This is a genomic window from Sphingomonas sp. 77B, from assembly GCF_056497825.1.
The window spans coordinates 3,278,558-3,302,951 of sequence record NZ_JBWMBY010000001.1; the positions used below are offsets into that span (position 1 = coordinate 3,278,558).

A 24,394-nucleotide genomic window follows, 5' to 3' on the forward strand; every position below is an offset into this window, starting at 1 on the left:
GATGACGCGTCCGAAAAACCGCCTTACAGTCCGGTCATCGTGGCCACTCTACACACCCTTGCGAATCCTGCGCGTTTCCTGAAGATCGCTCGTCCGCTGACCGGGATTTTCCTGGGGCTGGGGATCGCGCTGATCGTGGTCGCGGTCTGGGCCGGGCTCGTCATGACGCCGCCCGATTATCTTCAGGGCGAGACGGTGCGCATCCTCTATATCCACGTCCCCGCCGCCTGGCTGGGCATGGGCGGATGGAGCGGGATCGCGCTGGCCAGCCTTTCGCTGATCGTGTGGCGGCATCCGCTCGCGCAGGTCGCGGGGCGGGCCATCGCCTGGCCGGGGGCGGTCTTCACCGCCTTGTGTCTGGCGACGGGGTCGATCTGGGGGCGGCCGACCTGGGGGACATGGTGGCAATGGGACGGGCGACTGACCTCGATGCTGCTCCTCCTGTTCGTCTATCTGGGCTATATCACGCTGGCTCGGGCCGATGCCGATCGGGGCGGCGACGGTCGGATACCGGCGTTGTACGGCCTGGCGGGCACGGCGTTGTTGCCGGTTATCCGTTACTCGGTGGTATGGTGGAACACGCTGCACCAAGGCCAGTCGATCGGGCTGACCGGCTCCAGCATCGACAAATCCCTGCTGTGGCCGCTGCCCATCGCATTGGGCGGCTTCACCTTCCTGTTTGGGGCCATCGTGCTGATGCGGATGCGGACCCTGTTGGCCAGAGCCAAGGCCGAGGCGCGGATGCGGCGGATGGCGCGCGCATGAACCAGATGGCGTTCGTCGCGGCCGCCTATGCGGTGATGCTGGGCGGCGCGGGCGCGCTGACGCTCATCAGCTATCTGGCGATGAAGCGCGCCGAGAAATGACGCCCAAATCGCAACGCCTTACGCTGGTGCTGCTGGCGCTGGCCGCGATCGTCGCGGCGGTGCTGCTCGCCATGTCGGCGATGAAGGACCAGGCGGCGTTCTTCTACACCCCCTCCGACGCGCAGAGACAGGGCTTGCCGCTGGGCAAGGCGGTGCGGCTGGGCGGCATGGTCGAGGCGGGATCGGTCCACCGCGCGCCCGACGGGGTGACGGTGCGCTTCGTCGTGACCGACGGCAAGGCGACGACGCCCGTCACCTTCGCCGGGATCACCCCAGACCTGTTCCGCGAGAAATCGGGGGTGGTGGCCGAGGGGCAGTTCCAGCCCGATGGCCGCTTCGTCGCGACCAACCTGCTCGCCAAGCATGACGAGAAATACATGCCCCCCGAAATGGCGGGCCAGATGCACGAGAGCCGGAGCCTGCGCCCATGATCGCGGAAGGCGGCCTTGCCGCGCTCTGGTTCGCCGCGATGCTGGCGGGGTTGCAATTGCTGCTCGGCATGCTGGCCCTGCGTCGCAAGGATGCGGCGGGCGAGCAGGCGATGGCGGCGATCGGGCCGGTCGCGATCGTGCAGGGCGCGCTGGTCGCCATCGCCATGGCGGCGCTGATCGCGGTGTTCCTGAACACCGATCTGTCGGTCAAGCTGGTCGCCGAGAACAGCCACTCGGCCAAGCCCTGGATCTACAAATTCGCCGGGGCCTGGGGCAATCACGAAGGCTCGATGCTGCTCTGGGTGACGATCCTGGGGGCGGGCGGCGCGCTGGTCGCGTGGAAGGAGCGGACGCTCGACCGGCCGACCCATGTCGCGACATTGGCCGCGCAGGGGGCGATTGCGCTGGGCTTCTATGCCTTCCTGCTGTTCGCCTCCAACCCGTTCGGGCGACTGAATCCGGCGCCGATCGAGGGGCAGGGGCTCAATCCGCTGTTGCAGGACCCCGGCCTCGCCTTCCACCCGCCGACGCTTTACGCGGGCTATGTCGGGCTGTCGGTCGCCTTTTCCTTCGCGGTCGGCGCGCTGGTCACGGGGCAGGTCGGCCCGGCCTTTGCCCGTGCGATGCGGCCCTGGGTGCTGGGGGCCTGGGTGCTGCTGACCATCGGCATCACGGCAGGGTCCTATTGGGCCTATTATGAGCTGGGCTGGGGCGGCTGGTGGTTCTGGGACCCGGTCGAGAATGCCTCGCTGATGCCGTGGCTGGCGGCGACCGCGTTGCTCCATTCGGTCAATGTGCTGGCGGCGCGCGACGGCCTTCGGGCGTGGACGGTGATGCTGGCGGTGGTCGCCTTCTCCATGTCGATGATCGGCACCTTCCTGGTCCGCTCGGGTATCCTGACCAGCGTCCATGCCTTTGCCGTCGATCCCCGGCGCGGAGCATTCATCCTGGCGCTGCTGGGTGTCTATATCGGCGGGGCGCTGGCGCTGTTCGGCGCGCGGATCGGGCAGGTGCGGGCGGGGCGGAGCTTCGCGTTCGTCAGCCGCGAGGGCGGGCTGGTCGTCAACAATCTGCTGCTCTCGGTGATCCTGGGCATCGTGCTGATCGGTACGCTCTATCCGCTGGTCGCGGCAGGCTTCGGTGTGCGGCTGTCGGTCGGGCCGCCCTTCTTCCACGCCGCCGCCGGGCCGATCGCGCTGGTTCTGGTCGCGGTGATGGCGGTCGGGCCCGCCTTGCGCTGGCGGAGTGACGAGGCCGAGGCGGTGCTGATCCGCATGTTGTGGCCGATGGTCGCGGCGGCGGGGATCTTTGCGCTGATGCTGACCCTGACCGGGGGCATGGGCGTGCTGTCGCTGCTCGGCCTGTCCTTCGGCGTCGGGCTGATCGTCGCCAGCATATTGCCGATCACCCGGCGCAACTGGCGGCGCACGCCCCTGCCGATCTGGGGCATGGTGGTCGCGCATGTCGGCTTGGGCGTCAGCATGATCGGCATGGCGTGCGACAGCGCCTTTACCGCCGAGCGGCTGGTCGCGCTGTATCCGGGGCAGGCGACGATCGTCGGCCCGTGGCGCGTGAAGCTCGACCGCATCTATCCCAATGTCGGGGCGAACTGGTCGGCGCTGGAGGCGAGGCTGACGGCAACGCGCGACGGCGACGGAGAGACCCTGCGCCCGCAGCAGCGCTTCTTCACCGATCCGCCGACTACGACCAGCGAAAGCGCCATCGCGACCCGCTGGGACGGGCAGCTCTACACCGTCCTGGGGCAACAGGATGCCGCGACCGGCCGCTGGCAGTTGCGGCTGTGGTGGAAGCCGTTCGTGACGCTGATCTGGCTGGGCGGCGTGCTGATCGCGCTGGGCGGCGTGCTGGCGCTGGTCGGGCGGTGGTTCAAGGCGTGGCAACAGCGGCGGCGGGAGGCTCTGTGGGGATGAAGCGTGCGCTGATCTGGTTGCCGCTGGGGCTGTTCGGGGTGTTCTTCGCGGTGGTCGCGGTCGGGCTGATGCGGCCCGCCGACACGACGGTGCATTCGACCTTGGTTGACAAGCCGCTTCCCGCTTTCAAGCTGGAGCCGATGGTGTCGGGCAAGCCGGGACTGGCGAGCAGCGATTTCGGCACCGGCAAACCGCGTCTGCTCAACGTCTTTGCCAGCTGGTGCATCCCCTGCATCGCCGAGGCGCCGCAGCTGATGGCGCTGAAGGCGCGCGGGGTGCCGATCGATGCGATCGCGATCCATGACAAGGGGCCCGCCATCGCCGCCTTCCTGCGTCGCAATGGCGATCCTTATGGCGCGATCGGCGACGACAGCCGCAGCCGGGTGCAGATGGCGCTCGGTTCGTCGGGCGTGCCGGAGACGTTCCTGATCGACGGACGCGGGCGGATCGTGCGGCAATATATCGGCGACATCCGCGCCGATCAGGTGGACCAGATCGTCCGCGATATGGCTGCGGCGCGATGAGCCTGTCGCTCGCCCTGCTGCTGGCCGCCGCGCCGCCTTCGGTCGATTACGGCAATATCCAGCTGCCCGATCCCCGTGCGGAGGCGCAGGCCCGCGCGCTGATGGGCGAACTGCGCTGCGTCGTGTGCCAGGGACAGTCGATCGCGGACAGCGACGCCGACATGGCCGCCGATATGCGCGGGCTGGTCCGCCAGCGGATCGCGCGCGGCGAGCAACCCGAGGCGATCCGCAAATGGCTGATCGAGCGGTACGGCGATTATGTCAGCTATGATCCGCCCCTGTCGGGCGCGACCGCGCTGCTCTGGGCAACGCCGATCCTGCTTCTGGCGATTGGCGCGTGGATCGCGCGGTCCAGCTTTCGGAAGCGGCGCTGATGGGCTGGCTGATCCTGCTGCTGATCGCCGCTGCGGCGATGGGCGCCGCCTTGTGGCTGCGTTTTCCGCGAGCGCTCTGGACGATGCTGGGCGCCGCGCTGGCGCTGGGCGGGGTGGGCTATGCATGGCAGGGGCGGCCGACCCTGGCGGCCAGCGCGCCCGCGCCGCGTCCCGATCCGCTGCTCGACAATGATGCGATTTCCGAACTGCGCGGACAGCTGATCGGGCGTTACGGCGGCGAGGCCGCGATGTTCACTGCGGCCGACGCCCTGTCGCGATCGGGCAACAAGCGGACGGCGGTGCAGGTCATGCTGGGCGCGGTCGGCGGCGATCGGGGCAGCGTGCCGTACTGGACCGAGCTGGGCAACGTGCTGTTCGCGCATGACGGCTATCAGATGTCGCCCGCCGCCCGCTTTGCCTTTCGCCGTGCCCGCACCTTGGGGCCCAGGGATCCTGCGCCCTTCTTCTTCGAGGGGCTGGCGTGGATGCGGGTGGGCGATTTCCGCAAGGCACGGATGTTCTGGGGCCGCGCACTGGAGCTGTCCCCCGCCGATGCCGCCTATCGCCCGGCGATCGAGCAGCGGGTGATGCTGCTCGATCAGGCGATTCGGATGATGGGGCAATAAGGGCTTACTGGCCCCGGCCGGTCTTGGCCTGAAGCGCGTCGATCCGCTTGGAGGCATCCGCCTTGGTCAGCGTATCGTCGAACTCTTCGCCCGCCTCTTCGGACAGGGTCTTCAGATAACTGGCCTGCGCGCCGGTCATCTTCTCGTCGCCGGTGGTCCAGTCATCGGGATCCTTCTCGGCGTTCGAGAAGGGTTCGGTCTTGGGGTTGTCGGTCATCGGTTGATCCTTTCGACGGGATCAACGGCGATGTTCCAGTTTTGTTTCTTTTGGTTCGCGCGAACTTGCTCGGGCCCTTGTGGGAGAGGGAAGAGCGTGCGCTTCGACCTCGCTCAGCGTGAACGGAGCGGGGGATCAAATCCTGAAACCCGTTCAGCCTGAGCGAAGTCGAAGGCCACGGACCAGCCTTGCGGCCAAGTCCGTGGCGCGCACCTCGACTTCGCTCAGTGCGAACGGCTGAAGGGCTTTAGCCCGCCCAGGCCTCGAACGGCAGATCGAGCGCTTCGGCGACCGCGGCATGGCGAATCTTGCCGCCCGAGACGTTCAGGCCCCCCGCCAGGTGCGGATCGGCCTTCATCGCGGCCTCGGCGCCCATGTTCGCGAGCTTCACCGCAAACGGCAGCGTCGCGTTGTTCAGTGCGAAGGTCGAGGTGCGGGCGACCGCGCCAGGCATGTTGGCGACGCAGTAATGGATCACGCCGTCGACCTCGAACACCGGGTCCTGGTGGGTGGTGGCATGGCTGGTCTCGAAGCAGCCGCCCTGGTCGATCGCGATGTCGACCATCACCGAGCCGCGCTTCATGGTCTTCAGCATGTCGCGGGTGACCAGCTTGGGCGCCGCCGCACCGGGGACCAGCACCGCGCCGATGACGAGATGGGCGTTCTTCACCGCTGCCGCGATCGCCGCCTTGGACGCATAGGCCGTCTTGATCTGGCTGGAGAAGAACATGTCCAGCTCGGCCAGACGGTCGTTGTTGATGTCATAGATGGTGACGTCGGCGCGCAGGCCGACCGCCATTTGCGCCGCGTTCACGCCCGAGACGCCGCCGCCCAGGATCGCGACCTTGGCGGGCGCCACGCCGGGCACGCCGCCGAGCAGGATGCCACGACCGCCCTGCTGCTTTTCCAGATAATGCGCGCCGACCTGCACCGCCATGCGGCCCGCGACTTCCGACATCGGCTTGAGAAGCGGCACGCCGCCGCGCGGGGAGGTGACCGTCTCATAGGCGATGCAGGTCGCGCCCGACTTCATCAGGCCTTCGGCCTGCGGCTTGTCGGCGGCGAGGTGGAGATAGGTGAACAGGACATGGTGCGGACGCAGCATGGCGACCTCGACCGCCTGCGGCTCCTTGACCTTCACGATCATCTCGGCCTGGTCGAAGACCTCGGCGGCGGTGGCGACGATGCGCGCGCCCGCGTCGATATAGTCCTGATCCTCGAAATCGATGCCGCTGCCGGCCTTGGTCTCGACGATCACCTCATGACCGGCGGCGACCAGTTCGGCGACCGACGGCGGGGTCAGGCCGACACGATATTCGTGATTCTTGATTTCCTTGGGCACACCGACGCGCATGAGACTCTCCATTAGAATATTGCGACGATAGTAGCGCCGATAGGGTAGGAGAGGTGTGCAAAGCGGTCCTGCACTGATGGTTCAAACAGGATTTTCTTGCGCGGACAGGCGATGTATCGGGATGAAATGTCCGACACGATCGACCGCCGCATTCTGGCCCAGCTGGCCCGCGATTCCGACCTGACCAGCGCCGCGCTGGGCGAGAAGGTCGGCCTGTCCGCCAGCGCCGCGCATCGCCGGGTGGCACAGTTGCGCGAGAGCGGCGTCATCACCGGCTATCGCGCGATCCTGAGCCATGAGGCGCGCGGGCGGCCCTCGACCGTGATGGTCAACGTCACGCTGAAGGATCAGCGACAGGATACGATGGCGGCGTTCGAGCGTGAAATCCTTCGCTGTCCCGAGATCGTCGAATGCTTCCTGATGAGCGGCGAGGCGGATTACATGATCCAGGTCGAGGTGCGCCGCGACGACAGCTACGAACGCATTCACCGCGAGACGCTGGCCCGCCTGCCGGGGGTGACCCGGCTGGCCTCGCACTTCGTGATTCGCGAGGTGGTGCGGCGGTCCTAAAATCCTCCCCGTGCCGAGGAGGATCGTTACCCCGCTTCCCACTCCCCCATTCACCCGATAGGGAACGGCCATGGCAAAGCAGGCTTCCTTCCCCCGCATCCTCCGCACCGCCCTGACCGCGCTGGCGATCGCATTGACCCCCGCCGCCGCCTTCGCCGATGCGCTGGTCGACAATGTGACCGGCCTGACGCTCGACAAGGACGGCAAGGTCGTCCGCTTCACCGGCCTGCTGCTGACCCCGGACGGCAAGGTGGTCAAGCTGCTGGGCGCGAAGGACAAGCGTCCCGAAAAGCTCGACTGGCGTGCCGATATGAAGGGGCGGGTGATGCTGCCCGGCTTCGTCGACTCGCATGGCCATGTGATGGCGCTGGGCTTCCGCCAGATCGAGCTGGACCTGGCCTCCACCAAGTCGCTGGACGAGGCGCGCAGCCGGATCGCGGCCTATGTCGCGGCCAACCCGGAACGGAAATGGATTCTGGGTGGCGGCTGGAACCAGGAAAGCTGGGCGCTGGGCCGCTTTCCGACCGCCGCCGACATGGATGCGGTGGTGTCGGATCGGCCGGTGGTGATGGAGCGTGCCGACGGCCATGCGCTCTGGGCGAACAGCGCGGCGATGAAGGCGGCGGGGATCACCGGCAAGACCGTCTCGCCCGCCGGTGGCCGGATCGAGAAGGTCGGCGGCCAGCCCTCCGGCGTGTTCGTCGATGCCGCGATGCAGCTGATCCAGAAGGCGGTGCCCCAGCCGCTGGCCAAGGACCGCAACGCCGCCTTTCTGAAGGCGCAGAACGAGCTGCTGAGCCACGGTATCACCGCGACTGCCGATATGGGCACCACGCTGGACGAATGGATGACCTATCGCCGGATGGGCGATGCCGGAAACCTGCGCGTCCGCATCATGAGTTATGGCGGCGGCGTCGACGACACCGTGCGCATCGGCGGCACCGGGCCGACGCCGTGGCTCTACAACAACAAGCTGCGGCTGGTCGGCGTGAAGCTGTACGGCGACGGCGCGCTGGGGTCGCGGGGCGCGTGGCTCAAACAGCCCTATGCCGATGCGCCGGGCCAGACCGGGCTGGGCTTCATGTCGGACGACGTGATCCGCAACCTGATGAGCCGTGCGGCGATGGACAAATATCAGATAGCCGTCCACGCGATCGGCGACAAGGCCAATGCCCAGGTGCTCGACGCGATCGACGAACTGGCAGAGACCTATAAGGGCGACCGGCGCTGGCGGATCGAACATGCGCAAGTGGTCGATCCGGCCGACCTGCCGCGTTTCGGCAGGCACGGCATCATAGCCTCGATGCAGCCGGTGCACGAGACCAGCGACCGCCAGATGGCCGAAGCCCGTCTCGGCCCGGCGCGGCTGTCGGGGGCCTATGCCTGGAATTCCATGCTGAAGAACGGTGCGAAGCTGGTGTTCGGGTCGGACTATCCGGTCGAGAGCCCCGATCCCTTTGCGGGCTGGGCGGCGGCGATCACCCGGCAGGGCCCCGACGGCCAGCCCTATGGCGGGTGGCAGCCGCAGGAGATCGTCGGGCGCGAGGCGGCTTGGCGTGCCTTCACCATGGACGGTGCCTATGCCGGGTTCGCCGAGGATCTCTTCGGGCGACTGGGGCAGGGGCAGCAGGCGGACTTCATCATCGTCGACCGCAATCCCCTGGACATCAACCCCAGCGAATTGCGCGGCACCCAGGTCGAGGAAACGTGGATCGGCGGGCAGAAGGTGTGGGAGCGGCGCTGACATTACGCCCGAAACCGGGACAGAAAATGGCCGACAGGCTAATGATTCGGCAGGGCTTTTTGTCTATCATTCCTGTCATGAAGCACCGACTCCTCGCCATCGGCCTGATGGCCGCCGCCATTCCGTCGCTCGCCGCCGCGTCGCCCGTCGTCGGAATCGACGCGCTGAAGGAATGGAACCTCATCGTGCTGGGCGACCTGACGTCCAGTTCGGAGGTCGAGGGGCGGACCTTTGTCGGCGGCAACCTGAACGGCAATTCCTCCAACTATCAGATTCGCTCCGTCCCGGCGTCGAGCTATGCGGTGCCGGGGCTGACCGTGGTCGGCAATGTGCTGGGGGGCACGAAGAACCTCAACAACGGTTCGGGCGCGCTGATCGGCGGCAATGTGGCGAGCGGTTTCAACCTGAACGGCGGCGTCCAGACGGTGAAGGTGGGCGGGCTGTTGTCCAACACCAACATCAACCAGAATGTCGTGCTGTCGGGGCTGGGGCTGACCGATCCGGGCTTCGTGGCCGGGCTGAACCAGCAGAAGACGCTGCTGGCGAGCAGCATGACCGACCTGTCGAACAGCTATGCCGCGCTGTCCGCCACCGCGCAGGTGTCGATCAGCGGCAATCGCGCGACGTTCAACGCGGTGGCCGGGCCCAATGGCGTCGGCGTGTTCAACCTGACCGCCGCCGACCTGTCCCGCTTCGGCGAGATCGCGTTCAACACGAACGGCGCGGACACGGTGATCGTCAATGTCAGCGGCAGCGCGGTGCGGCTGGACGACAATTTCCTGAACAACGCGACCGGCCTCGGCGAGCATGTCATCTGGAACTTCCCCGACGCGACCAATCTGGAGCTGACGACCGCCTGGAAGGGATCGATCCTCGCGCCCAAGGCGGCGGCGACCACCGGCAATTATATCGAGGGCTCGGCCGTGTTCGGCAGCCTCATCCAGAATGGCGAGTTCCATCTGGGGACCTATATCGGGACCTATGTCCCAGGGACGTCGAATCCGCCGAGCAGTTCGGGCGGAACCGGAAGCAGCGGCGGCACGCCCGCGCCGGTGCCGGAGCCTGCCAGTGTGGCGTTGATGGCGGGGGGATTGGCGCTGCTGGTCCTGGCGTTGCGGCGGCGGCGCATTTTGGCCTAAGGGGATCGGCTCGGGCGTTGCCTTCGATTTCGCTTGGGTTCAACGGATGTTGTTGTCCAGATAGGTCCTCCCACTCCGTTCAGCCTGAGTGAAATCGAAGGCCAAGGGAATCTCGCTCAAGAAAAAGGCCGATCCGCGCCCCCGCGAACCGGCCTAACCCATAACGATCGGCAAGAGATCAGGCGACTTCGGCCTGCTCCACCTCGTCCGGCTCGCGCAGGACATAGCCGCGGCCCCAGACCGTCTCGATATAATTCTCGCCGTCGCAGGCCAGGCTGAGCTTCTTGCGCAGCTTGCAGATGAAGACGTCGATGATCTTCAGTTCCGGCTCGTCCATCCCGCCGTACAGGTGGTTGAGGAACATTTCCTTCGTCAGCGTGGTGCCCTTGCGGAGCGAAAGCAGCTCCAGCATGGCATATTCCTTGCCGGTCAGGTGGACGCGGGCATTGTCGACCTCGACCGTCTTGGCGTCGAGATTGACCGCCAGCTTGCCGGTGCGGATGATCGACTGCGAATGGCCCTTGGACCGGCGGACGACCGCATGGATGCGGGCGATCAGTTCCTCGCGGTGGAAGGGCTTGGTGACATAATCGTCGGCGCCGAAGCCGAAGCTGCGCACCTTCGAATCCATCTCGTTGATGCCCGACAGGATCAGTACCGGGGTCGAGACGCGGGCGACACGCAGGCGCTTGAGCACGTCATAGCCGTGCATGTCGGGCAGGTTCAGGTCGAGCAGGATGATGTCGTAATCATACAGCTTGCCCAGATCGAGACCTTCTTCACCCAGGTCGGTCGTGTAGACGTTGAAACCTTCGCTGCCGAGCATCAGCTCGATCGCCTTGGCCGTTGTCGGTTCATCCTCGATCAGCAATACGCGCATCGACAGTCCCCATTTGCGAGTGATCGCCCCCCTTGCCCCGGCGACCTGACACTCCAATCATTAACCAATGCGGATGTGAACGTAAAAGGTTAATTCGTCCCTAACCCCGATCATGATTCTCTTGTTTCATGCGGGCGCCGGGGCCGAGCAAGCTTTGGTGTTCGACGACTGGGATATCCTCGCCCAGCACTTCGCGCAGGTAGAGGCTGCGGACCAAGGTGAAGACGACGATCAACAGGGCGGCCGAGAAGAACAGGCCGAACAGGCCGAAGATCGTGCCGATGCCGATGATCGCGAACAGGGTGACGGCGGGCGGGATGGCGACGACCCGGCTGGTGACGAAGGGGGTGATCGCGTTGGTCTGCACCAGGCGGACGACCGCGAAGGTGATGAGCGTGCCGATGATCGCGCCGTTCCCGCCCTGCGCGGCCAGCCCCAGCGCAGGCAGCATCGCGGCGATCGGCCCGACATAGGGGACGAACTCGCTCAATCCGGTCAGCAATCCCAGCGCCGCCGCCGAGGGCACGCCCGCGATCGCCAGGCCGACGCCGACCAGCACGCCCATCGTCGTCATCTGGATCAGCTGCGCGCGCAGCCACAGCCGGAGGGTCGATCCGGTATCGAACAGCGCGTCTTCCACGGCGGGGCGCATCGACCGGGGGATGAGGAGCAGGAAACCACGCTCATAGATCTTCGGATCAGCGGCGAAGAACAGCGCGCCAACCAGCAGCAACAGGCAGTTGAGGACGAACTCGCCCGCGCCCGACACGATGCCGCTGATGTCGCGCGCCACCCGGCTGCCCGCATAGGCGGCCCGCACCGCATCGACCACCTTGGCCCCGACCGGCGATTGCGAGGCCCAGGCCGCAAGCTGATCGATGAGGTTCGGCAGCTGCGTGACCAGCGTATTGAGCTGCTGGCGAAAGGCGACGCCGAATAGCCACGCCAGGAACCCCAGCACGGCGAGTACGGTCGCGACCGACAGGGTTAGCGAACGCTTCGGCCCGATCGGCAGATGGTCGCCATAAAGGTCGGCGATCGCATGGATGACGATCGCGCCCAGGATCGAGCCGAAGGCCAGGATCAGCAGGTCGCCCGCGCGGAACAGCGCGGCGGTGATGGCCAGGATCAGCAGGGTCAGGATGATGCGGCGGATAAAGCGCGCATCGCTGTCGTCGGGACGCAGCCGGTTCATCGCTTGGCCTCCGTTCCTTGCGCGGCGACGCACGGATCGCGCACCCGGTCGGCCAGCCACGTAATCAACGCCTCGACCCGCGCAGGACGCAGCGGGCTGGGCGGCGTGAGCAGGTGAAGCCCGATCGGTGGCGGCGTCCACTCCTCCAGGATCGCGACCGCCCGGCCCGAGGCCAAATGCGGCCCGATGATGAAGCCCGGCAACCGCGCGATGCCCAGCCCGGCCACGACGGCGGGAACCAGCGCATCGCCGCTATTGGCGGTCAGCGGTCCTTGGGGCCGCACCGAGACTTCCGCGCCGCCGGGATGGCGGAAGCGCCACGGGCCGGTGATGTTGGCATAGCCCAGCAGCCGATGCTCGCCCAGTTCGTTGGGATGGGTGGGCGTGCCATGTGCGGCCAGATAGGCGGGCGAGGCGACGACATGGGTCGAAATCCCGCACAAGCGTCGTGCGCGCAGCGAACTGTCGGGCAGGTCGGCAATGCGCAGCGCGATGTCATAACCTTCCGCGACGATATCGACTCGCGCGTCGGACAGGCTGAGTTCGATCTCGATGCCGGGATGCGCGGCCAGGAAGTCGGCGATGACGGGGGCGATATTGGTGACGCCGAACGACATGGGTGCGGCCAGCCGGATGCGGCCTGCGGGCGCGCTGGCGGCGTCGCGCGCGGCTTCCTCGGCGGCGCGGGCCTCGGCCAGGATGCGCGCGGCGTGATCGGCGAGCGGCTTGCCCGCCTCGGTCAGCGCCAGGCGGCGCGAGGTGCGGTGGAACAGCGACTGATTGAGCTGCGCCTCCAGGCGGGTGATCGCCTTGGACACGGTGGCCTTGGACAGGCCGATCGCATCGGCGGCGGCGCTGAACGATCGATGCTCGACCACGGCGGCGAAGATCGCCCAGGCTTCCAGATCCGGCAGACGCATCGACACCCCTCATGCCTCTCGCGCGACCCGGTCAGGGCTCGGCTTCGCGCTACAATGAACGTGGAAACGATCGGTTTCCAGCGTTTCCGTTTACGCGCTCATAATCGGCCCTATCTTGTCGGCAACCAAGGGAGAAATTCCATGACTGCCATTACCGCCGAAAAGGGCATCGACCGCCGCAGCTTCGAAAGCCTGGGCCATGCCAATCATGGCTGGCTGGACGCGCGGCACCATTTCTCGTTCGCCAATTATTATGATCCCGCCCGCATGGGCTGGGGCGCGATCCGGGTGTGGAACGACGACGTCATCGCCCCCAATGCGGGCTTTCCGCCGCATCCCCATGCCGACATGGAGATCATCACCTATGTCCGCACCGGCGCGATCACGCACCAGGACTCGATGGGCAATGTCGGCCGCACCGCGGCGGGCGACGTGCAGGTGATGAGCGCGGGCTCGGGCGTGCGCCATGCCGAATATAATCTCGAATCCGAACCGACGACGCTGTTCCAGATCTGGATCGAGCCGCGCAGCCGGGGCGGCCAGCCCAGCTGGGGCGCCAAGCCTTTCCCCAAGGGCGAACGCTCGGGCAAGTTCGTGACGCTGGCCAGCGGCTTCGACGAGGACGGCGATACGCTTCGCATCCGCGCCGATGCCCGTGTGCTGGGCGCGACGCTGCGCACCGGGGAAAGCCTGGAGCACAATGTGGGCGAGGGGCGTCACGCCTATCTCGTACCTGCTACCGGGCGGATCGAAATCGACGGTGTGCCGTTCGCGGCTCGGGACGGTGCGGCGCTGTCTGGCGGCCGAACCGTGACGATCACCGCCATTGAGGATGCCGAGATCGTTCTGGTCGATTCGGAATAATTTCGTTTTTCTTGGAAGGGAGTTACTGACATGGCCAAGGTTCTGGTCCTTTATTATTCGTCCTACGGCCATATCGAGCAGATGGCCGACGCCATCGCCGAGGGCGCCCGTGCCGGTGGCGCCGAGGTGGACATCCGCCGCGTCGCCGAGACCGCGCCCGCAGAGGTGATCGCCGCCGCGCACTTCAAGACCGACACCGCGCACCCGGAAATCGAAGGTCCCGACGCGCTGATGAACTATGACGCGATCATCGTCGGCACGCCGACCCGTTATGGCCGGATGGCGAGCCAGATGGCGGCGTTCTGGGACACGACCGGCGGCGTCTGGATGAAGGGTGGTCTGGTCGGCAAGGTCGGCGGCGCCTTCACCTCGACCGCCAGCCAGCATGGTGGGCAGGAAACCACGCTGTTCTCGGTGCTGACCAACCTGATCCACCACGGCATGACCATCGTCGGGCTGGATTACGGCTTCCAGGGCCAGATGGGCGTGAAGGAAGTCCATGGCGGCACGCCTTACGGCGCCTCGACCCTGGCGGATGGCGATGGCAGCCGCCAGCCGAGCCAGGTCGATCTGGACGGGGCCCGCTATCAGGGCAAGCGCATCGCCGAGACGGCCGCCAAGCTGTTCGGGTGATGTGAGGACGGGGGCGCTGTGAGGGTGCCCCCGTTTTCCCATTGGGCCGACGTTGGGCGTGGCCTTCGACTTCGCTCAGGCTGAACGGCGGTCGGGATGATCCCAATACCCAAACTCCGTTCAGCCTGAGCGAAGTCGAAGGCCAAGGGAAACCCTATCGCCGCCGCCCCTTCTTCACCGGCGCAGGCGGAGGCGCCACCGGAACCACCGGCACCGGCGGCTGGCTCGTCACCACGACTTTCAACGGGTCGCGTATTCCAGGCTCCGCCGGAAACTGCGCCCGCGCCTTGGCGAAGATCGCCCGCGCCTGCGCCGCGCCCGGTTCGCTGGGGCTGGTGCCGACCCAGCGCCAGTGCCAGGGCTCCCACTTCACCCGCTGCTTGTTGCCGGCCGGAAAACTCATCTCGAAGCCGAAGCGCCGTGCATTTGCGATCAGCCAGAGCGCCGCCGGAGAGGCCGCCATGCACGCCTCAGCATCCGGGCAACCGTGCGCCGGGCGCACCGCGAAGTCGATCGCATAGCCGGTCGCATGCTCACTATGCCCGGCCGGTGCGACCGAGATGGCGCGCTCGGCAGCGGAGACGCCCCGGTCGCGGCAGAAGATGTTGCGCTGGCGGGCGACCTCGCGGTGGCAGGACAGGCCGCGCAAGGTTCCGCCCACTGACGGATCGGCCTTCGCCGCATCGAGCAGCCGCTGCAGATCGCCCAGCATCGCCCGGTGAACCCGGCAATAGGGTTTCAGTCCGAACCCGGCGGGCGCAGGCACGATGTCCTGGGGCGGGGCATCGCCATAGGGAAAATGCCCCGCGACCCGACCATCGGGCCCGGGCGGCGGTAGCGCACCGTCGCAGGATTGCGCCTGCACCGCGACGGGCAGCGCGGCGAAGATCAGCAGCGCCAGAAAGCGCAGGAAAGCGGCAGGAGCGGACGGCATGACGCGCGCGCCTCTGGCATGTCGGCGCTGGCGGTGGCAAGGGAGCGCGATGCACGGAGATCGCGTTCTATTCATCGACGGCGAAGCGCTGGTAATCGACAAACCGGCGGGCTTGCCCGTGGATCGGCCCCGCAACGGGTCGATCAGCCTCGAAAACCATCTGGAATCATTGAAGTTCGGCTTCAAGCGCTGGCCGCATGCAGTCCATCGGCTGGACCGCGACACCAGCGGCTGCCTGCTGTTGTCGCGCAACCCCAAGGCCCATGCGCGTTTCCAGCAGGCGTTCGAGGCGGGGCTGGTCGAAAAACGCTACCTCGCGGTGCTGAACGGTCTGGTCGAGGGGGAGGGCATGATCGACCTGGCGCTGGCCAAGGTGTCGACGATCGAGGAAGGCTGGCGGATGGTCGCCGATCTCTCGGGCAAGACGGCGCGGACCGGCTGGCGCGCGCTGCGCCATGAGGACGGTCGCACGCTGGTCGAGTTCCGGCCCGAGACCGGACGCACGCACCAGATCCGCGTCCATGCCGCCACGGGCCTGGGCGCGCCGGTCGTCGGCGATCCGGTGTACGGCGCGGGCGAGCCGGGGGGTATGTTGCTGCACGCCGCCAGCCTGACCGTGCCGCGCGGCGAGAAGGACCCGATCGTCGCCGAAGCGCCGACGCCGGAACGCTTCGGCATCTTCCAGAATTAGGCGACCCGGCGATGGCGCTGATCCCCGTCACCCGCGCCATCGCGATCGACGAGCGCGAGATCGCCGAGAGCTTTACCCGCGCCTCCGGGCCGGGTGGGCAGCATGTCAACACGACCGACAGCGCGGTGCTGCTGCGCTTCGACGTGGGCGGCTCGCCCAGCCTGCCCGAGGCGGTGAAGCTGCGTCTGGCGGTGCTGGCGGGACAGCGGTTGAGCAAGGATGGGGTCCTGACCCTGCGTGCGGATGCCAGTCGGTCGCAGGAAATGAACCGGCGCGAGGTGCGCGAGCGGCTGATCGACCTGATCCGCGAAGCGACGATCGTGCCGAAGAAGCGGCGGCCGACCAAGCCGACGCGCGCATCGCAGACGCGGCGGGTCGATGCCAAGAAGGGGCGGGCTCAGGTCAAGGCGGGCAGGGGGAAGGTTCGGTTCGACTGACGTTCGGGGTGTCGGGGCGTGGGTCGTGGCCTTCGACTTCGCTCAGGCTGAACGGCGTGAGTGGTTTTGGGCCTCCTTACCCCACCTCCGTTCAGCCTGAGCGAAGTCGAAGGCCACGCGCAAACCTCGCCCAAAGAAAAACGGGCCGACGATCCCTCGTCGACCCGCTTCCAAAATCCCGAAGGACAAAGCCCTTAGCGGCGGACATCCTCGCCCGCGCGGACCAGCGCGTTGCCGGTCGCTTCGCGAGCCTTGGCCGTACCGTTTTCGATCTTGTCGCCTGCGCGGTCCAGGCCACGGTCGATATTGTCGCCTGCACGATCCGCCTGGGCGGCGGCACGATCCCCGGCGCGGTCGAGCTTGGCGCCCGCCTTGTCCATGGCGTTCTCGGCGGAGTTCAGTGCCTTGGCGGTCGCCGCCTCGACATCGTCCGAGGCGTTCTGCGTCGTCGCCTTCACGTCCGAGCCGATGGCGTCGGCGGCTTCCTTGGTCTGCTGTTGGCTGTTCTGGCTGCATGCGGCCAGCGAGATCGCGGCGGCGCCGGTCAGGGCGAGGATCAGGGCCTTCTTCATGGCAAACACTCCCGTTTCAAATCTATGATCGGCGTGCCAACGCAGATTATCCGTTTCGGGTCCGTGTCGGCTGAAATGAGTTCGCTCCGTTGACCGCATATAAAGATATCTTTATATCGTAATCCATGGCGAACGCGCTCGAAATCTTTCGCGCTCTGGGCGATCCGACGCGGCTGCGCATCCTGGCGCTGCTCCGCTCGATGGAGCTGTCGGTGGGCGAGCTGGCACAGGTGCTGGGCCAGAGCCAGCCGCGCGTCAGCCGCCATGTGAAGATTTTGGTCGATGCCGAACTGGCCGAACGCCGCAAGGAAGGCAGCTGGGTCTTCGTGGCGCTGGGCGATCGCGAGGCGGTGGAGCCGATGACGGCGGCGCTCGATCGCTGGACAGCGGAGACACCCGACCCCTGGGTGGTGGCGGACGTCGCGCGGCTGGCGGCGGTGCGCGCCGACCGGGCGGCGAGTGCGGCGGCCTGGTTCGAAGATCATGCGGGCGAGTGGGATGCGATCCGCTCGCTCCACGTCGCGGACAGCGAGATCGAGGAGGCGATGGCGGGCCTGATCGGCGAGGGCCATCTGGGCACGCTGATCGACATCGGTACCGGCACCGGGCGGATGCTGGAGCTGTTCGGCGACCGCGCCGACGCGGCGCTGGGCATCGACCGTTCGTCGGAGATGCTGCGGCTGGCGCGCGCCAAGCTGCACGGGCGTGCCAATACCGAGCTGCGCCAGGCGGACCTCTATGCGCTGCCGATGGGCGACGGCGCGGCGGATATCGCGATCCTGCACCATGTCCTGCACTTCGCGCAGCAGCCGGGCGCGGCGATCGCCGAGGCTGCGCGCGTGCTGGGGCCGGGCGGGCGGCTGCTGATCGCCGATTTCGCGCCGCACGACCGCGAGGAGCTGCGGCAAAAGGCGGCGCATAGTCGCCTGGGCTTTGGCGACGAACAAATGGCCAGCTGGTTCGGCCCCGCCGGGTTGACGCTGGCCGAGACCGAGACGCTGGAGGGCGGCGAACTGACCGTCAAGCTCTGGCTGGGGATGAAAAAGGGGCTTCGGCCCGTCGAGACGAATAGGGTGAAGGCGGCATGACGAACACGATCCTGACGCGGGCCGAGGCGGCGCTGGCGCATGACGAACCTCTGTTCGCCGATGTCGGGGGCGACATCGCGGTCAGTTTCGAATTCTTCCCGCCCAAGACGGAGAAGATGGACGCGCAGCTATGGGATGCGATCCGCACACTAGAGCCGCTCGATCCGCGTTTCGTCTCGGTGACGTACGGCGCGGGCGGATCGACCCGTGAGCGGACCCATGCGACGGTGGCGCGGATTCAGCGCGAGACGACGATGGACGCCGCTGCGCACCTCACCTGTGTCGAGGCGACCCGCGAGGAGATCGACCAGATCGCAAATGAATATTGGGCGGCGGGCGTGCGGCATATCGTGGCGCTGCGCGGCGATCCCCCCGCCGAGGGCGCGCGCTTCGTCAGCCATCCGGGCGGCTATGAGAATGCCGCCGATCTGGTCGGGGGCCTCAAGAAGCTGCACCCGTTCGAGATTTCGGTCGCGGCCTATCCTGAATGCCATCCGGATTCGGCGGATCAACAGGCCGACATCGATAACCTCAAGCGCAAGATCGATGCGGGTGCGAACCGCGCGATCACCCAGTTCTTCTTTTCTCCGGAAGCCTATTTCCGCTTCCGCGATGCCGCGGCGGCGGCCGGGATCACGGCGGAGATCGTACCGGGCATCCTGCCGGTGTCGAACGTCGCGCAGACGCGCAAGTTCGCCGCCATGTGCGGCGCGCGCATCCCCGACTGGATGGACCGGCTGTTCGAGGGGTTGGACGATCATCCCGGCGCGCGCCAGCTGGTCGCCGCGACCATCGCCGCCGAGATGTGCCGTCGGCTGTATGCGGGTGGGGTGAAGGGCTTCCACTTCTACACCCTCAACCGCGCCGAACTCGCCTATGCGATCAGCCATTTGCTGGGCGTGCGCGGCAAGAAGGCCGAGGCGGTCGCGGCGGCGTGACGATTGGCCCCCTCCCGCAGGCGGGAGGGGGTTGGGGGCGGGCCTTGCCACAGGCAATATGGCGCGTGGCTTTCCCTCCCCCGGCCCCTCCCGCCTGCGGGAGGGGAGAAGAGAATTGAGGGTCGACCCACGACCCAGGCACGCCCCTCCCGCAAGCGGGAGGGGATGGGGGAGGGCAGGGCCACGGGCGACGACGCCTCAGGCCTCACCACCCCAAAAGAAACAACCGCTCGCACGCGAGCAGGAGCAAGACGATGACGACCCGCGAAACCTTCCTCGCCGAAGCGGCCAAGCGCATCCTGATTACCGATGGCGCGTTCGGCACCGAGATCCAGAACTGGAAGCTGGACGAGGCGGCCTATGCGGGCACGCTGGGGCTGACCCATGACCAGAAAGGCAATAACGACATCCTGGCGCTGACCAAGCCGGAGGTGCCCGAGGCGATCCACCGCGCCTATTTCGAGGCCGGGGCGGACATTGCCGAAACCAACACCTTCTCGGCCAACCGGATCAGCCAGGCCGATTACGGCGCCGAGCATCTGGTGCGCGAGATCAATGTCGAGAGCGCGAAGCTCGCCCGCCGCCTGGCCGACGAATATCAGGCTAAGGACGGCCGCCCCCGCTTCGTCGCGGGCGCGATCGGGCCGACCAACAAGACGCTGTCGCTCTCGCCCGACGTCAACGATCCCGGCTATCGCGAGATCGACTTCGATTATCTGAAGGATGTCTATCGCGAACAGATCGACGCGCTGGTCGAGGGCGGCGCGGACTTCATCCTGATCGAGACGGTGTTCGACACGCTGAACGCCAAGGCCGGGATCATGGCGACGATCGAGGCGGGCGAGGCGCTGGGCCGCGACATCCCGATCATGCTGTCGATGACGCTGACCGACCTGTCGGGCCGCAACCTGTCGGGTCATACCGTCGAGGCCTTCTGGCACGCCGTGCGCCATGCCAAGCCGGTGACGATCGGGCTGAACTGCTCGTTCGGGGCGGAACAGCTGCGCCCGCATGTGAAGACGCTGAGCGAAATCTGCGACACGCTCATCATGATCTACCCCAATGCCGGGCTGCCCAACGAACTGGGCGCCTATGACGAGGCGCCCGTCACCACCGCCGGCCTCGTCGGCGAATGGGCGGTCGAGGGGCAGGTCAATGTGCTGGGCGGCTGCTGCGGCTCGACGCCTGCGCATATCAAGGCGATCGCCGACAAGGTGCGGGGCATGACGCCGCGCTCCATCCCGACCCCGCCGGTCGTCACCCGCCTCGCCGGGCTGGAGCCGTTCACCATGGCGGCCTGACCCGCAAAGCCCCTCCCCTTCAGGGGAGGGGTTGGGGGTGGGGCGTCGCCTTCATCCCGGACCTTTGACTGCCTGGACAGGCCCCACCCCAACCCCTCCCCTGAAGGGGAGGGGCTAGGAACAAGACGATGACCACCAACACCTCCACCAATTTCGTCAATGTCGGCGAGCGGACCAACGTCACCGGCTCGGCGGCGTTCAAGAAGATGATCCTGGCGGGCGACTATGCCCGCGCGGTGGAGGTGGCGCGCAGCCAGGTCGAGAATGGCGCGCAGGTGGTCGACGTCAACATGGACGAAGGGCTGCTCGACGCCGAATACGCCATGACCACCTTCCTCAAGCTGATCGCCGCCGAGCCCGATATCGCGCGCGTGCCGATCATGATCGACAGCTCGAAATGGAGCGTGATCGAGGCGGGGCTGAAGTGCGTCAGCGGCAAGCCGATCGTCAACTCGATCAGCATGAAGGAAGGCGAGGAGGCGTTCCTGCATTACGCCCGCCGCTGCATGGCGTATGGCGCGGCGGTGGTCGTCATGGCGTTCGACGAAGTGGGCCAGGCGGACACCAAGGACCGCAAGGTCGAAATCTGCGCGCGCGCCTACGACCTGCTGATGGGTATCGGCTTCCCGCCCGAGGACATCATCTTCGACCCCAATGTCTTCGCGGTCGCCACCGGCATCGAAGAGCATAACAATTACGGCGTCGACTTCATCGAGGCGTGTCGCGCAATCAAGGCGCGTTGCCCGCACGTCCATATCTCCGGCGGCCTGTCGAACCTGTCGTTCAGCTTCCGCGGCAACGAGCCGGTGCGCCGCGCGATGCACTCGGTGTTCCTCTACCACGCCATTCCGGCGGGCATGGACATGGCGATCGTCAATGCGGGCCAGCTCGACGTGTACGACACGATCGACCCCGAATTGCGCCAGGCGTGCGAGGATGTCGTCCTCAACCGTGACCCGGAAGCGGGCGAGCGGCTGGTGGCGCTGGCCGAGCGCTATCGCGGCACCGATGCGGTCGCCGAGAAGCAGGCGGCCGAGTGGCGCAGCCTGCCCGTGACCAAGCGGCTGGAGTACGCGCTGGTCAAGGGCATCGACGCGCATGTCGTCGACGATACCGAGGAATGCCGCCAGCAATTCGCGCGGCCCATCGAGGTGATTGAAGGCCCGCTGATGGACGGCATGAACGTCGTCGGCGACCTGTTCGGATCGGGCAAGATGTTCCTGCCGCAGGTGGTGAAGTCCGCGCGCGTCATGAAGAAGGCGGTCGCGCACCTGCTGCCCTTCATCGAAGCTGCGAAGGAGCCGGGGGCGAAGGGCAAGGGCAAGATCGTGCTTGCGACCGTGAAGGGCGACGTTCACGATATCGGCAAGAACATCGTCGGCGTCGTGCTCCAGTGCAACGGCTTCGAGGTGGTCGATCTGGGCGTCATGGTCCCCTGGGCCAAGATCATCGCTTCGGCGGTCGAGCATGACGCCGACATGATCGGCCTGTCGGGCCTCATCACCCCCTCACTCGACGAGATGGTGACGGTGGGCGAGGAGATGCAGCGCGCAGGGCTAACCATGCCGCTGCTGATCGGTGGCGCGACGACCTCCAAGGTCCACACCGCGCTGCGTATCGCGCCTGCTTATGAGGGGCCGGTGGTCCATGTCCTCGACGCCAGCCGCGCGGTCGGCGTGGCGACGACGCTGGTGTCCGATACCCAGCGCGACCCTTACGTAGCGCAGGTCGCCGCCGATTACGAAGCCGTCCGCAAGGCGCGCGAGGGCAAGGGGGCGAACGCGCTGCTGCCGCTGGACGAGGCCCGCGCGCGCGGCTTCGTCGCGGACATGGCGCTGAAGGCGGGCGAGCCGAAGCAGCCGGGCGTGCATGTCTATCAGGATTGGGACCTGACCGACCTGCGCGACTATATCGACTGGACGCCCTTTTTTCGCGCCTGGGAACTGGCGGGCAATTTTCCGGCCATCCTGAACGACGAAGTGGTCGGCGAGAGCGCCAGCGGCCTCTATGCCGATGCGCAGGCCATGCTCGATACGATTATCGCCGAGAAGTGGCTGACCGCGCGTGGCGTCGCCGCGCTCTGGCCGTGCCGTCGCGATGGCGACGACGTGATCCTGACCGCCGAGGGCGAGGAAACCCGCATCCCCTTCCTGCGCCAGCAGATCGCCAAGCGCGAGGGACGCGCCAACATGTGCCTGGCCGACTTCATCGACCCCGCAGGCGACTGGATTGGCGGCTTCGCGGTCGGCATCCACGGCATCGACGCGCATATCGAACGCTTCCGCAGCGGGCATGACGATTATAACGACATCCTGCTCAAGGCGCTGGCCGACCGTCTGGCCGAAGCCTTTGCCGAGCGGCTGCACGCGCATGTCCGCACCGAGCTGTGGGGCTATGCCGCGGGCGAGCAGCTGACCAACGAGGCGCTGATCCGCGAGCAATATCGCGGCATCCGCCCCGCGCCGGGCTATCCGGCCTGCCCGGAACACAGCATCAAGCGCACGCTGTTCGACCTGCTGGGTGCCGAGGCGGCGGTCGGGCTGGAGCTGACCGAGAGTTTTGCCATGCTCCCGACGGCGGCGGTCAGCGGTTTCTACTTCGGGCATGCCCAGGCGGAATATTTCGGCGTCGCGCGAATCGGGGAAGATCAGGTTGCCGATTATGCGACCCGCCGCGGTGTCGATGTGGCGCAGGCGACCCGCTGGCTTCGTCCCAATCTCGACTGATCTGCGGACCTGTATTCGGCAAGATATTGATCTATGAATATTTTGGCCACCGCAATCGATATTGGGACCTAATTTCGGAAAGAAGGTTAACGAACTTACCCCATCTATCTGGACATTTTGAACCATGGTAATCGCCATCCCACCAGATGGGATGCGCTTACCGGGGGCGTTGGGGCCTCGTCTCTATGGAGGACGGTTCAAAATTGTCGGAGGGGTATTACGACGTAGAGATCAGCAATCTCGCGTTGATCGACGCCTGTTGGGGGACGTCCGTCGCCGATCAGGTCGTCGACCATGTCCGGATGCGACTGCACCATGCCGGTCTGCGTGTCACGCAGGAAAGCGGGTGGGGTGGGTTCCGGATCGTCTGCAACCTGCGCAGGCCGGGTGTCGTCGATCATCGGAGCCTGGCCGAACTCGCCTATCAATTGTCCGCCGAGCCGATTTCGATAGAGATCGCCGCCAATCAGAAAGCGGCGGCGGTCCATGCCGTGGTTTCATGGGAATGCGATAACCTGCCGCGTTATCGCACGCCGCGCGACATCCAGTCCGATCATCAGGAACGCTGGTTCGCCATCTACAAGAGCGACATGCAGATCGCTGCCTATGTCTTCCGCTGCATGCGCGAGGGGCGGTTGGCGCCGCATTGGCAGGCCGTGTGCGACTATCGTCAACCGGAACAGGTGCTTTATCACGAAGGGCTGATGCGGTTCAGCGACGTGAACGAGGCGCTGGCCCCTGACATCGTGTTTCCGGCGCTGGAGCGAACCGGCCTCGCATCGACCTTCGATTGGCTGATGGTGTCGCATGTGATCGGCGAGTTGGAGAGCGATTCCAAGGCGACGCTCGGTGTGAATATCTCGGCGAACTCGGCGCACCTTCGCGGCTGGTGGGGCAGCGTGATGGACGATCTCGAAAGGCGCCCGGCGGTGGCACGGCGTCTGGTCGTGGAGATTACCGAAACCGAGCCCCTGATCCATATCGAAGACGCCGCAGTCTTTGCCTGCCGCCTGCGGGCGTGCGGTGCGGCGCTCGCACTCGACGACTTCGGGGCAGGCTATACGTCGATCCGCCATCTGATGCAGCTGATGCCCGCATTCGTGAAAACGGATGGTTCATTCGTCAGGCGGATCAGTCGCAACGAACTTCCCTGCGACGTGTTGCCGCACCTCATCGGCTTGATAAAGGCATTGGGGGGCACCGTGATCGTCGAGGGGGTGGAAACCCCCGGAATGGCGGACCTGGCCTATGCCAGCGGCGGGGTCTGGCAGCAGGGCTATTTTCACGGACGGCCGGACCTTGTGCGCACGGGCACCAGTTGTGCGTCGCCCCGCGCATTTTTTCACGACTATTAGGAACCATGCCGGAAATGGAAGAATTGATCCGCATCAATAAATGGCTAAACATATAGTAAGTTATTGGCAAATAATCCATTTTTC

At 66.4% G+C, this 24,394-nt stretch carries 26 protein-coding genes; 18 read left to right on the forward strand and 8 right to left on the reverse strand.

Features of this window, described 5'->3' with window-relative positions; all coding sequences use genetic code 11:
- Positions 1-39: 39 nt before the first annotated feature.
- The 6 genes from ccmC to AC1GI4_RS15415 all read left to right on the forward strand — a co-directional run bounded on the left by ccmC (position 40) and on the right by AC1GI4_RS15415 (position 4,752).
- Positions 40-765: a heme ABC transporter permease CcmC gene (ccmC, locus tag AC1GI4_RS15390; RefSeq protein WP_479630086.1), complete on the forward strand. Its 726-nt coding sequence runs from the start codon at positions 40-42 to the stop codon at positions 763-765.
- Between the two features lie 97 nt (positions 766-862).
- Positions 863-1,297 carry a cytochrome c maturation protein CcmE gene (ccmE, locus tag AC1GI4_RS15395; RefSeq protein WP_479630087.1) on the forward strand — a complete coding sequence of 145 codons (435 nt, stop codon included), beginning with the start codon at positions 863-865 and terminating at the stop codon, positions 1,295-1,297.
- On the forward strand, positions 1,294-3,228 hold the full coding sequence (locus AC1GI4_RS15400) for a heme lyase CcmF/NrfE family subunit (protein ID WP_479630088.1): 1,935 nt from the start codon (positions 1,294-1,296) through the stop codon (positions 3,226-3,228). The genes ccmE and AC1GI4_RS15400 overlap by 4 nt, the downstream gene beginning before the upstream one ends.
- Entirely contained in the window at positions 3,225-3,752 is a 528-nt protein-coding gene (locus tag AC1GI4_RS15405; protein WP_479630089.1) for a redoxin family protein, read from the forward strand. The genes AC1GI4_RS15400 and AC1GI4_RS15405 overlap by 4 nt, the downstream gene beginning before the upstream one ends.
- On the forward strand, positions 3,749-4,126 hold the full coding sequence (locus AC1GI4_RS15410; RefSeq protein WP_433911140.1) for a cytochrome c-type biogenesis protein: 378 nt from the start codon (positions 3,749-3,751) through the stop codon (positions 4,124-4,126). Before AC1GI4_RS15405 ends, AC1GI4_RS15410 begins: the two co-directional genes overlap by 4 nt.
- The gene (locus AC1GI4_RS15415) at positions 4,090-4,752 is read left to right on the forward strand and encodes a tetratricopeptide repeat protein (RefSeq protein ID WP_479630090.1); all 663 of its coding nucleotides are present in this window, start codon (positions 4,090-4,092) and stop codon (positions 4,750-4,752) included. Before AC1GI4_RS15410 ends, AC1GI4_RS15415 begins: the two co-directional genes overlap by 37 nt.
- A gap of 4 nt (positions 4,753-4,756) precedes the next feature.
- Here the strand turns inward: AC1GI4_RS15415 and AC1GI4_RS15420 are convergent, their stop codons facing one another.
- Together AC1GI4_RS15420 and ald are read right to left on the reverse strand one after the other, a co-directional pair.
- On the reverse strand, positions 4,757-4,969 hold the full coding sequence (locus AC1GI4_RS15420; RefSeq protein WP_294271258.1) for a DUF3072 domain-containing protein: 213 nt from the start codon (positions 4,967-4,969) through the stop codon (positions 4,757-4,759).
- A 247-nt stretch (positions 4,970-5,216) separates the two neighbouring features.
- Positions 5,217-6,323: an alanine dehydrogenase gene (gene ald, locus AC1GI4_RS15425; protein WP_042484875.1), complete on the reverse strand. Its 1,107-nt coding sequence runs from the start codon at positions 6,321-6,323 to the stop codon at positions 5,217-5,219.
- Positions 6,324-6,449: 126 nt separating this feature from the next.
- On the opposite strand from ald, the gene AC1GI4_RS15430 reads away from it, so the two are divergent.
- From AC1GI4_RS15430 to AC1GI4_RS15440, 3 genes are all read left to right on the forward strand, one after another.
- Entirely contained in the window at positions 6,450-6,893 is a 444-nt protein-coding gene (locus AC1GI4_RS15430) for an Lrp/AsnC family transcriptional regulator (protein WP_479630091.1), read from the forward strand.
- 70 nt (positions 6,894-6,963) lie between these two features.
- On the forward strand, positions 6,964-8,637 hold the full coding sequence (locus tag AC1GI4_RS15435; RefSeq protein WP_479630092.1) for an amidohydrolase: 1,674 nt from the start codon (positions 6,964-6,966) through the stop codon (positions 8,635-8,637).
- Positions 8,638-8,714: 77 nt separating this feature from the next.
- Positions 8,715-9,776, forward strand: a complete 1,062-nt coding sequence (locus tag AC1GI4_RS15440) for a choice-of-anchor A family protein (RefSeq protein ID WP_294271264.1) — start codon at positions 8,715-8,717, stop codon at positions 9,774-9,776.
- Positions 9,777-9,954: 178 nt separating this feature from the next.
- On the opposite strand, the gene ctrA is transcribed toward AC1GI4_RS15440, so the two are convergent.
- The 3 genes from ctrA to AC1GI4_RS15455 form a co-directional block, all read right to left on the reverse strand.
- Entirely contained in the window at positions 9,955-10,656 is a 702-nt protein-coding gene (gene ctrA / locus AC1GI4_RS15445) for a response regulator transcription factor CtrA (RefSeq protein WP_219020554.1), read from the reverse strand.
- A gap of 100 nt (positions 10,657-10,756) precedes the next feature.
- Entirely contained in the window at positions 10,757-11,851 is a 1,095-nt protein-coding gene (locus AC1GI4_RS15450) for an AI-2E family transporter (protein WP_294271268.1), read from the reverse strand.
- The gene (locus AC1GI4_RS15455; protein ID WP_294271271.1) at positions 11,848-12,771 is read right to left on the reverse strand and encodes a LysR family transcriptional regulator; all 924 of its coding nucleotides are present in this window, start codon (positions 12,769-12,771) and stop codon (positions 11,848-11,850) included. Before AC1GI4_RS15455 ends, AC1GI4_RS15450 begins: the two co-directional genes overlap by 4 nt.
- A gap of 141 nt (positions 12,772-12,912) precedes the next feature.
- On the opposite strand from AC1GI4_RS15455, the gene AC1GI4_RS15460 reads away from it, so the two are divergent.
- The gene (locus AC1GI4_RS15460; RefSeq protein ID WP_479630093.1) at positions 12,913-13,635 is read left to right on the forward strand and encodes a pirin family protein; all 723 of its coding nucleotides are present in this window, start codon (positions 12,913-12,915) and stop codon (positions 13,633-13,635) included.
- A 30-nt stretch (positions 13,636-13,665) separates the two neighbouring features.
- Positions 13,666-14,268 (forward strand): NAD(P)H:quinone oxidoreductase, encoded by a 603-nt coding sequence (wrbA, locus tag AC1GI4_RS15465; RefSeq protein ID WP_479630094.1) that lies wholly within the window; start codon positions 13,666-13,668, stop codon positions 14,266-14,268.
- A gap of 154 nt (positions 14,269-14,422) precedes the next feature.
- Here wrbA and AC1GI4_RS15470 read toward each other — a convergent pair whose 3' ends face one another.
- Positions 14,423-15,202, reverse strand: a complete 780-nt coding sequence (locus AC1GI4_RS15470; protein WP_479630095.1) for a M15 family metallopeptidase — start codon at positions 15,200-15,202, stop codon at positions 14,423-14,425.
- 49 nt (positions 15,203-15,251) lie between these two features.
- On the opposite strand from AC1GI4_RS15470, the gene AC1GI4_RS15475 reads away from it, so the two are divergent.
- Together AC1GI4_RS15475 and arfB are read left to right on the forward strand one after the other, a co-directional pair.
- Positions 15,252-15,893 (forward strand): RluA family pseudouridine synthase, encoded by a 642-nt coding sequence (locus AC1GI4_RS15475; RefSeq protein WP_479630096.1) that lies wholly within the window; start codon positions 15,252-15,254, stop codon positions 15,891-15,893.
- Positions 15,894-15,904: 11 nt separating this feature from the next.
- Entirely contained in the window at positions 15,905-16,330 is a 426-nt protein-coding gene (arfB, locus tag AC1GI4_RS15480; protein WP_294271284.1) for an alternative ribosome rescue aminoacyl-tRNA hydrolase ArfB, read from the forward strand.
- 194 nt (positions 16,331-16,524) lie between these two features.
- Here arfB and AC1GI4_RS15485 read toward each other — a convergent pair whose 3' ends face one another.
- On the reverse strand, positions 16,525-16,902 hold the full coding sequence (locus tag AC1GI4_RS15485) for a hypothetical protein (RefSeq protein ID WP_294271288.1): 378 nt from the start codon (positions 16,900-16,902) through the stop codon (positions 16,525-16,527).
- Between the two features lie 125 nt (positions 16,903-17,027).
- Between AC1GI4_RS15485 and AC1GI4_RS15490 the strand changes: the two genes are divergently transcribed.
- The 4 genes from AC1GI4_RS15490 (at position 17,028) to metH (ending at position 22,955) form a co-directional block, all read left to right on the forward strand.
- On the forward strand, positions 17,028-17,990 hold the full coding sequence (locus AC1GI4_RS15490) for an ArsR/SmtB family transcription factor (protein WP_479630097.1): 963 nt from the start codon (positions 17,028-17,030) through the stop codon (positions 17,988-17,990).
- Entirely contained in the window at positions 17,987-18,928 is a 942-nt protein-coding gene (gene metF, locus AC1GI4_RS15495) for a methylenetetrahydrofolate reductase (RefSeq protein WP_479630098.1), read from the forward strand. Before AC1GI4_RS15490 ends, metF begins: the two co-directional genes overlap by 4 nt.
- A 254-nt stretch (positions 18,929-19,182) precedes the next feature.
- The gene (locus tag AC1GI4_RS15500) at positions 19,183-20,229 is read left to right on the forward strand and encodes a homocysteine S-methyltransferase family protein (RefSeq protein WP_479630100.1); all 1,047 of its coding nucleotides are present in this window, start codon (positions 19,183-19,185) and stop codon (positions 20,227-20,229) included.
- A 128-nt stretch (positions 20,230-20,357) separates the two neighbouring features.
- Positions 20,358-22,955: a methionine synthase gene (metH, locus tag AC1GI4_RS15505; protein ID WP_479630101.1), complete on the forward strand. Its 2,598-nt coding sequence runs from the start codon at positions 20,358-20,360 to the stop codon at positions 22,953-22,955.
- A 197-nt stretch (positions 22,956-23,152) separates the two neighbouring features.
- Here the strand turns inward: metH and AC1GI4_RS15510 are convergent, their stop codons facing one another.
- A complete protein-coding gene (locus AC1GI4_RS15510; protein ID WP_294273634.1) occupies positions 23,153-23,356 on the reverse strand; it encodes a hypothetical protein in 204 nt (67 codons plus the stop codon).
- A gap of 27 nt (positions 23,357-23,383) precedes the next feature.
- Between AC1GI4_RS15510 and AC1GI4_RS15515 the strand changes: the two genes are divergently transcribed.
- On the forward strand, positions 23,384-24,310 hold the full coding sequence (locus AC1GI4_RS15515; RefSeq protein ID WP_479630102.1) for an EAL domain-containing protein: 927 nt from the start codon (positions 23,384-23,386) through the stop codon (positions 24,308-24,310).
- Positions 24,311-24,394: the final 84 nt, after the last annotated feature.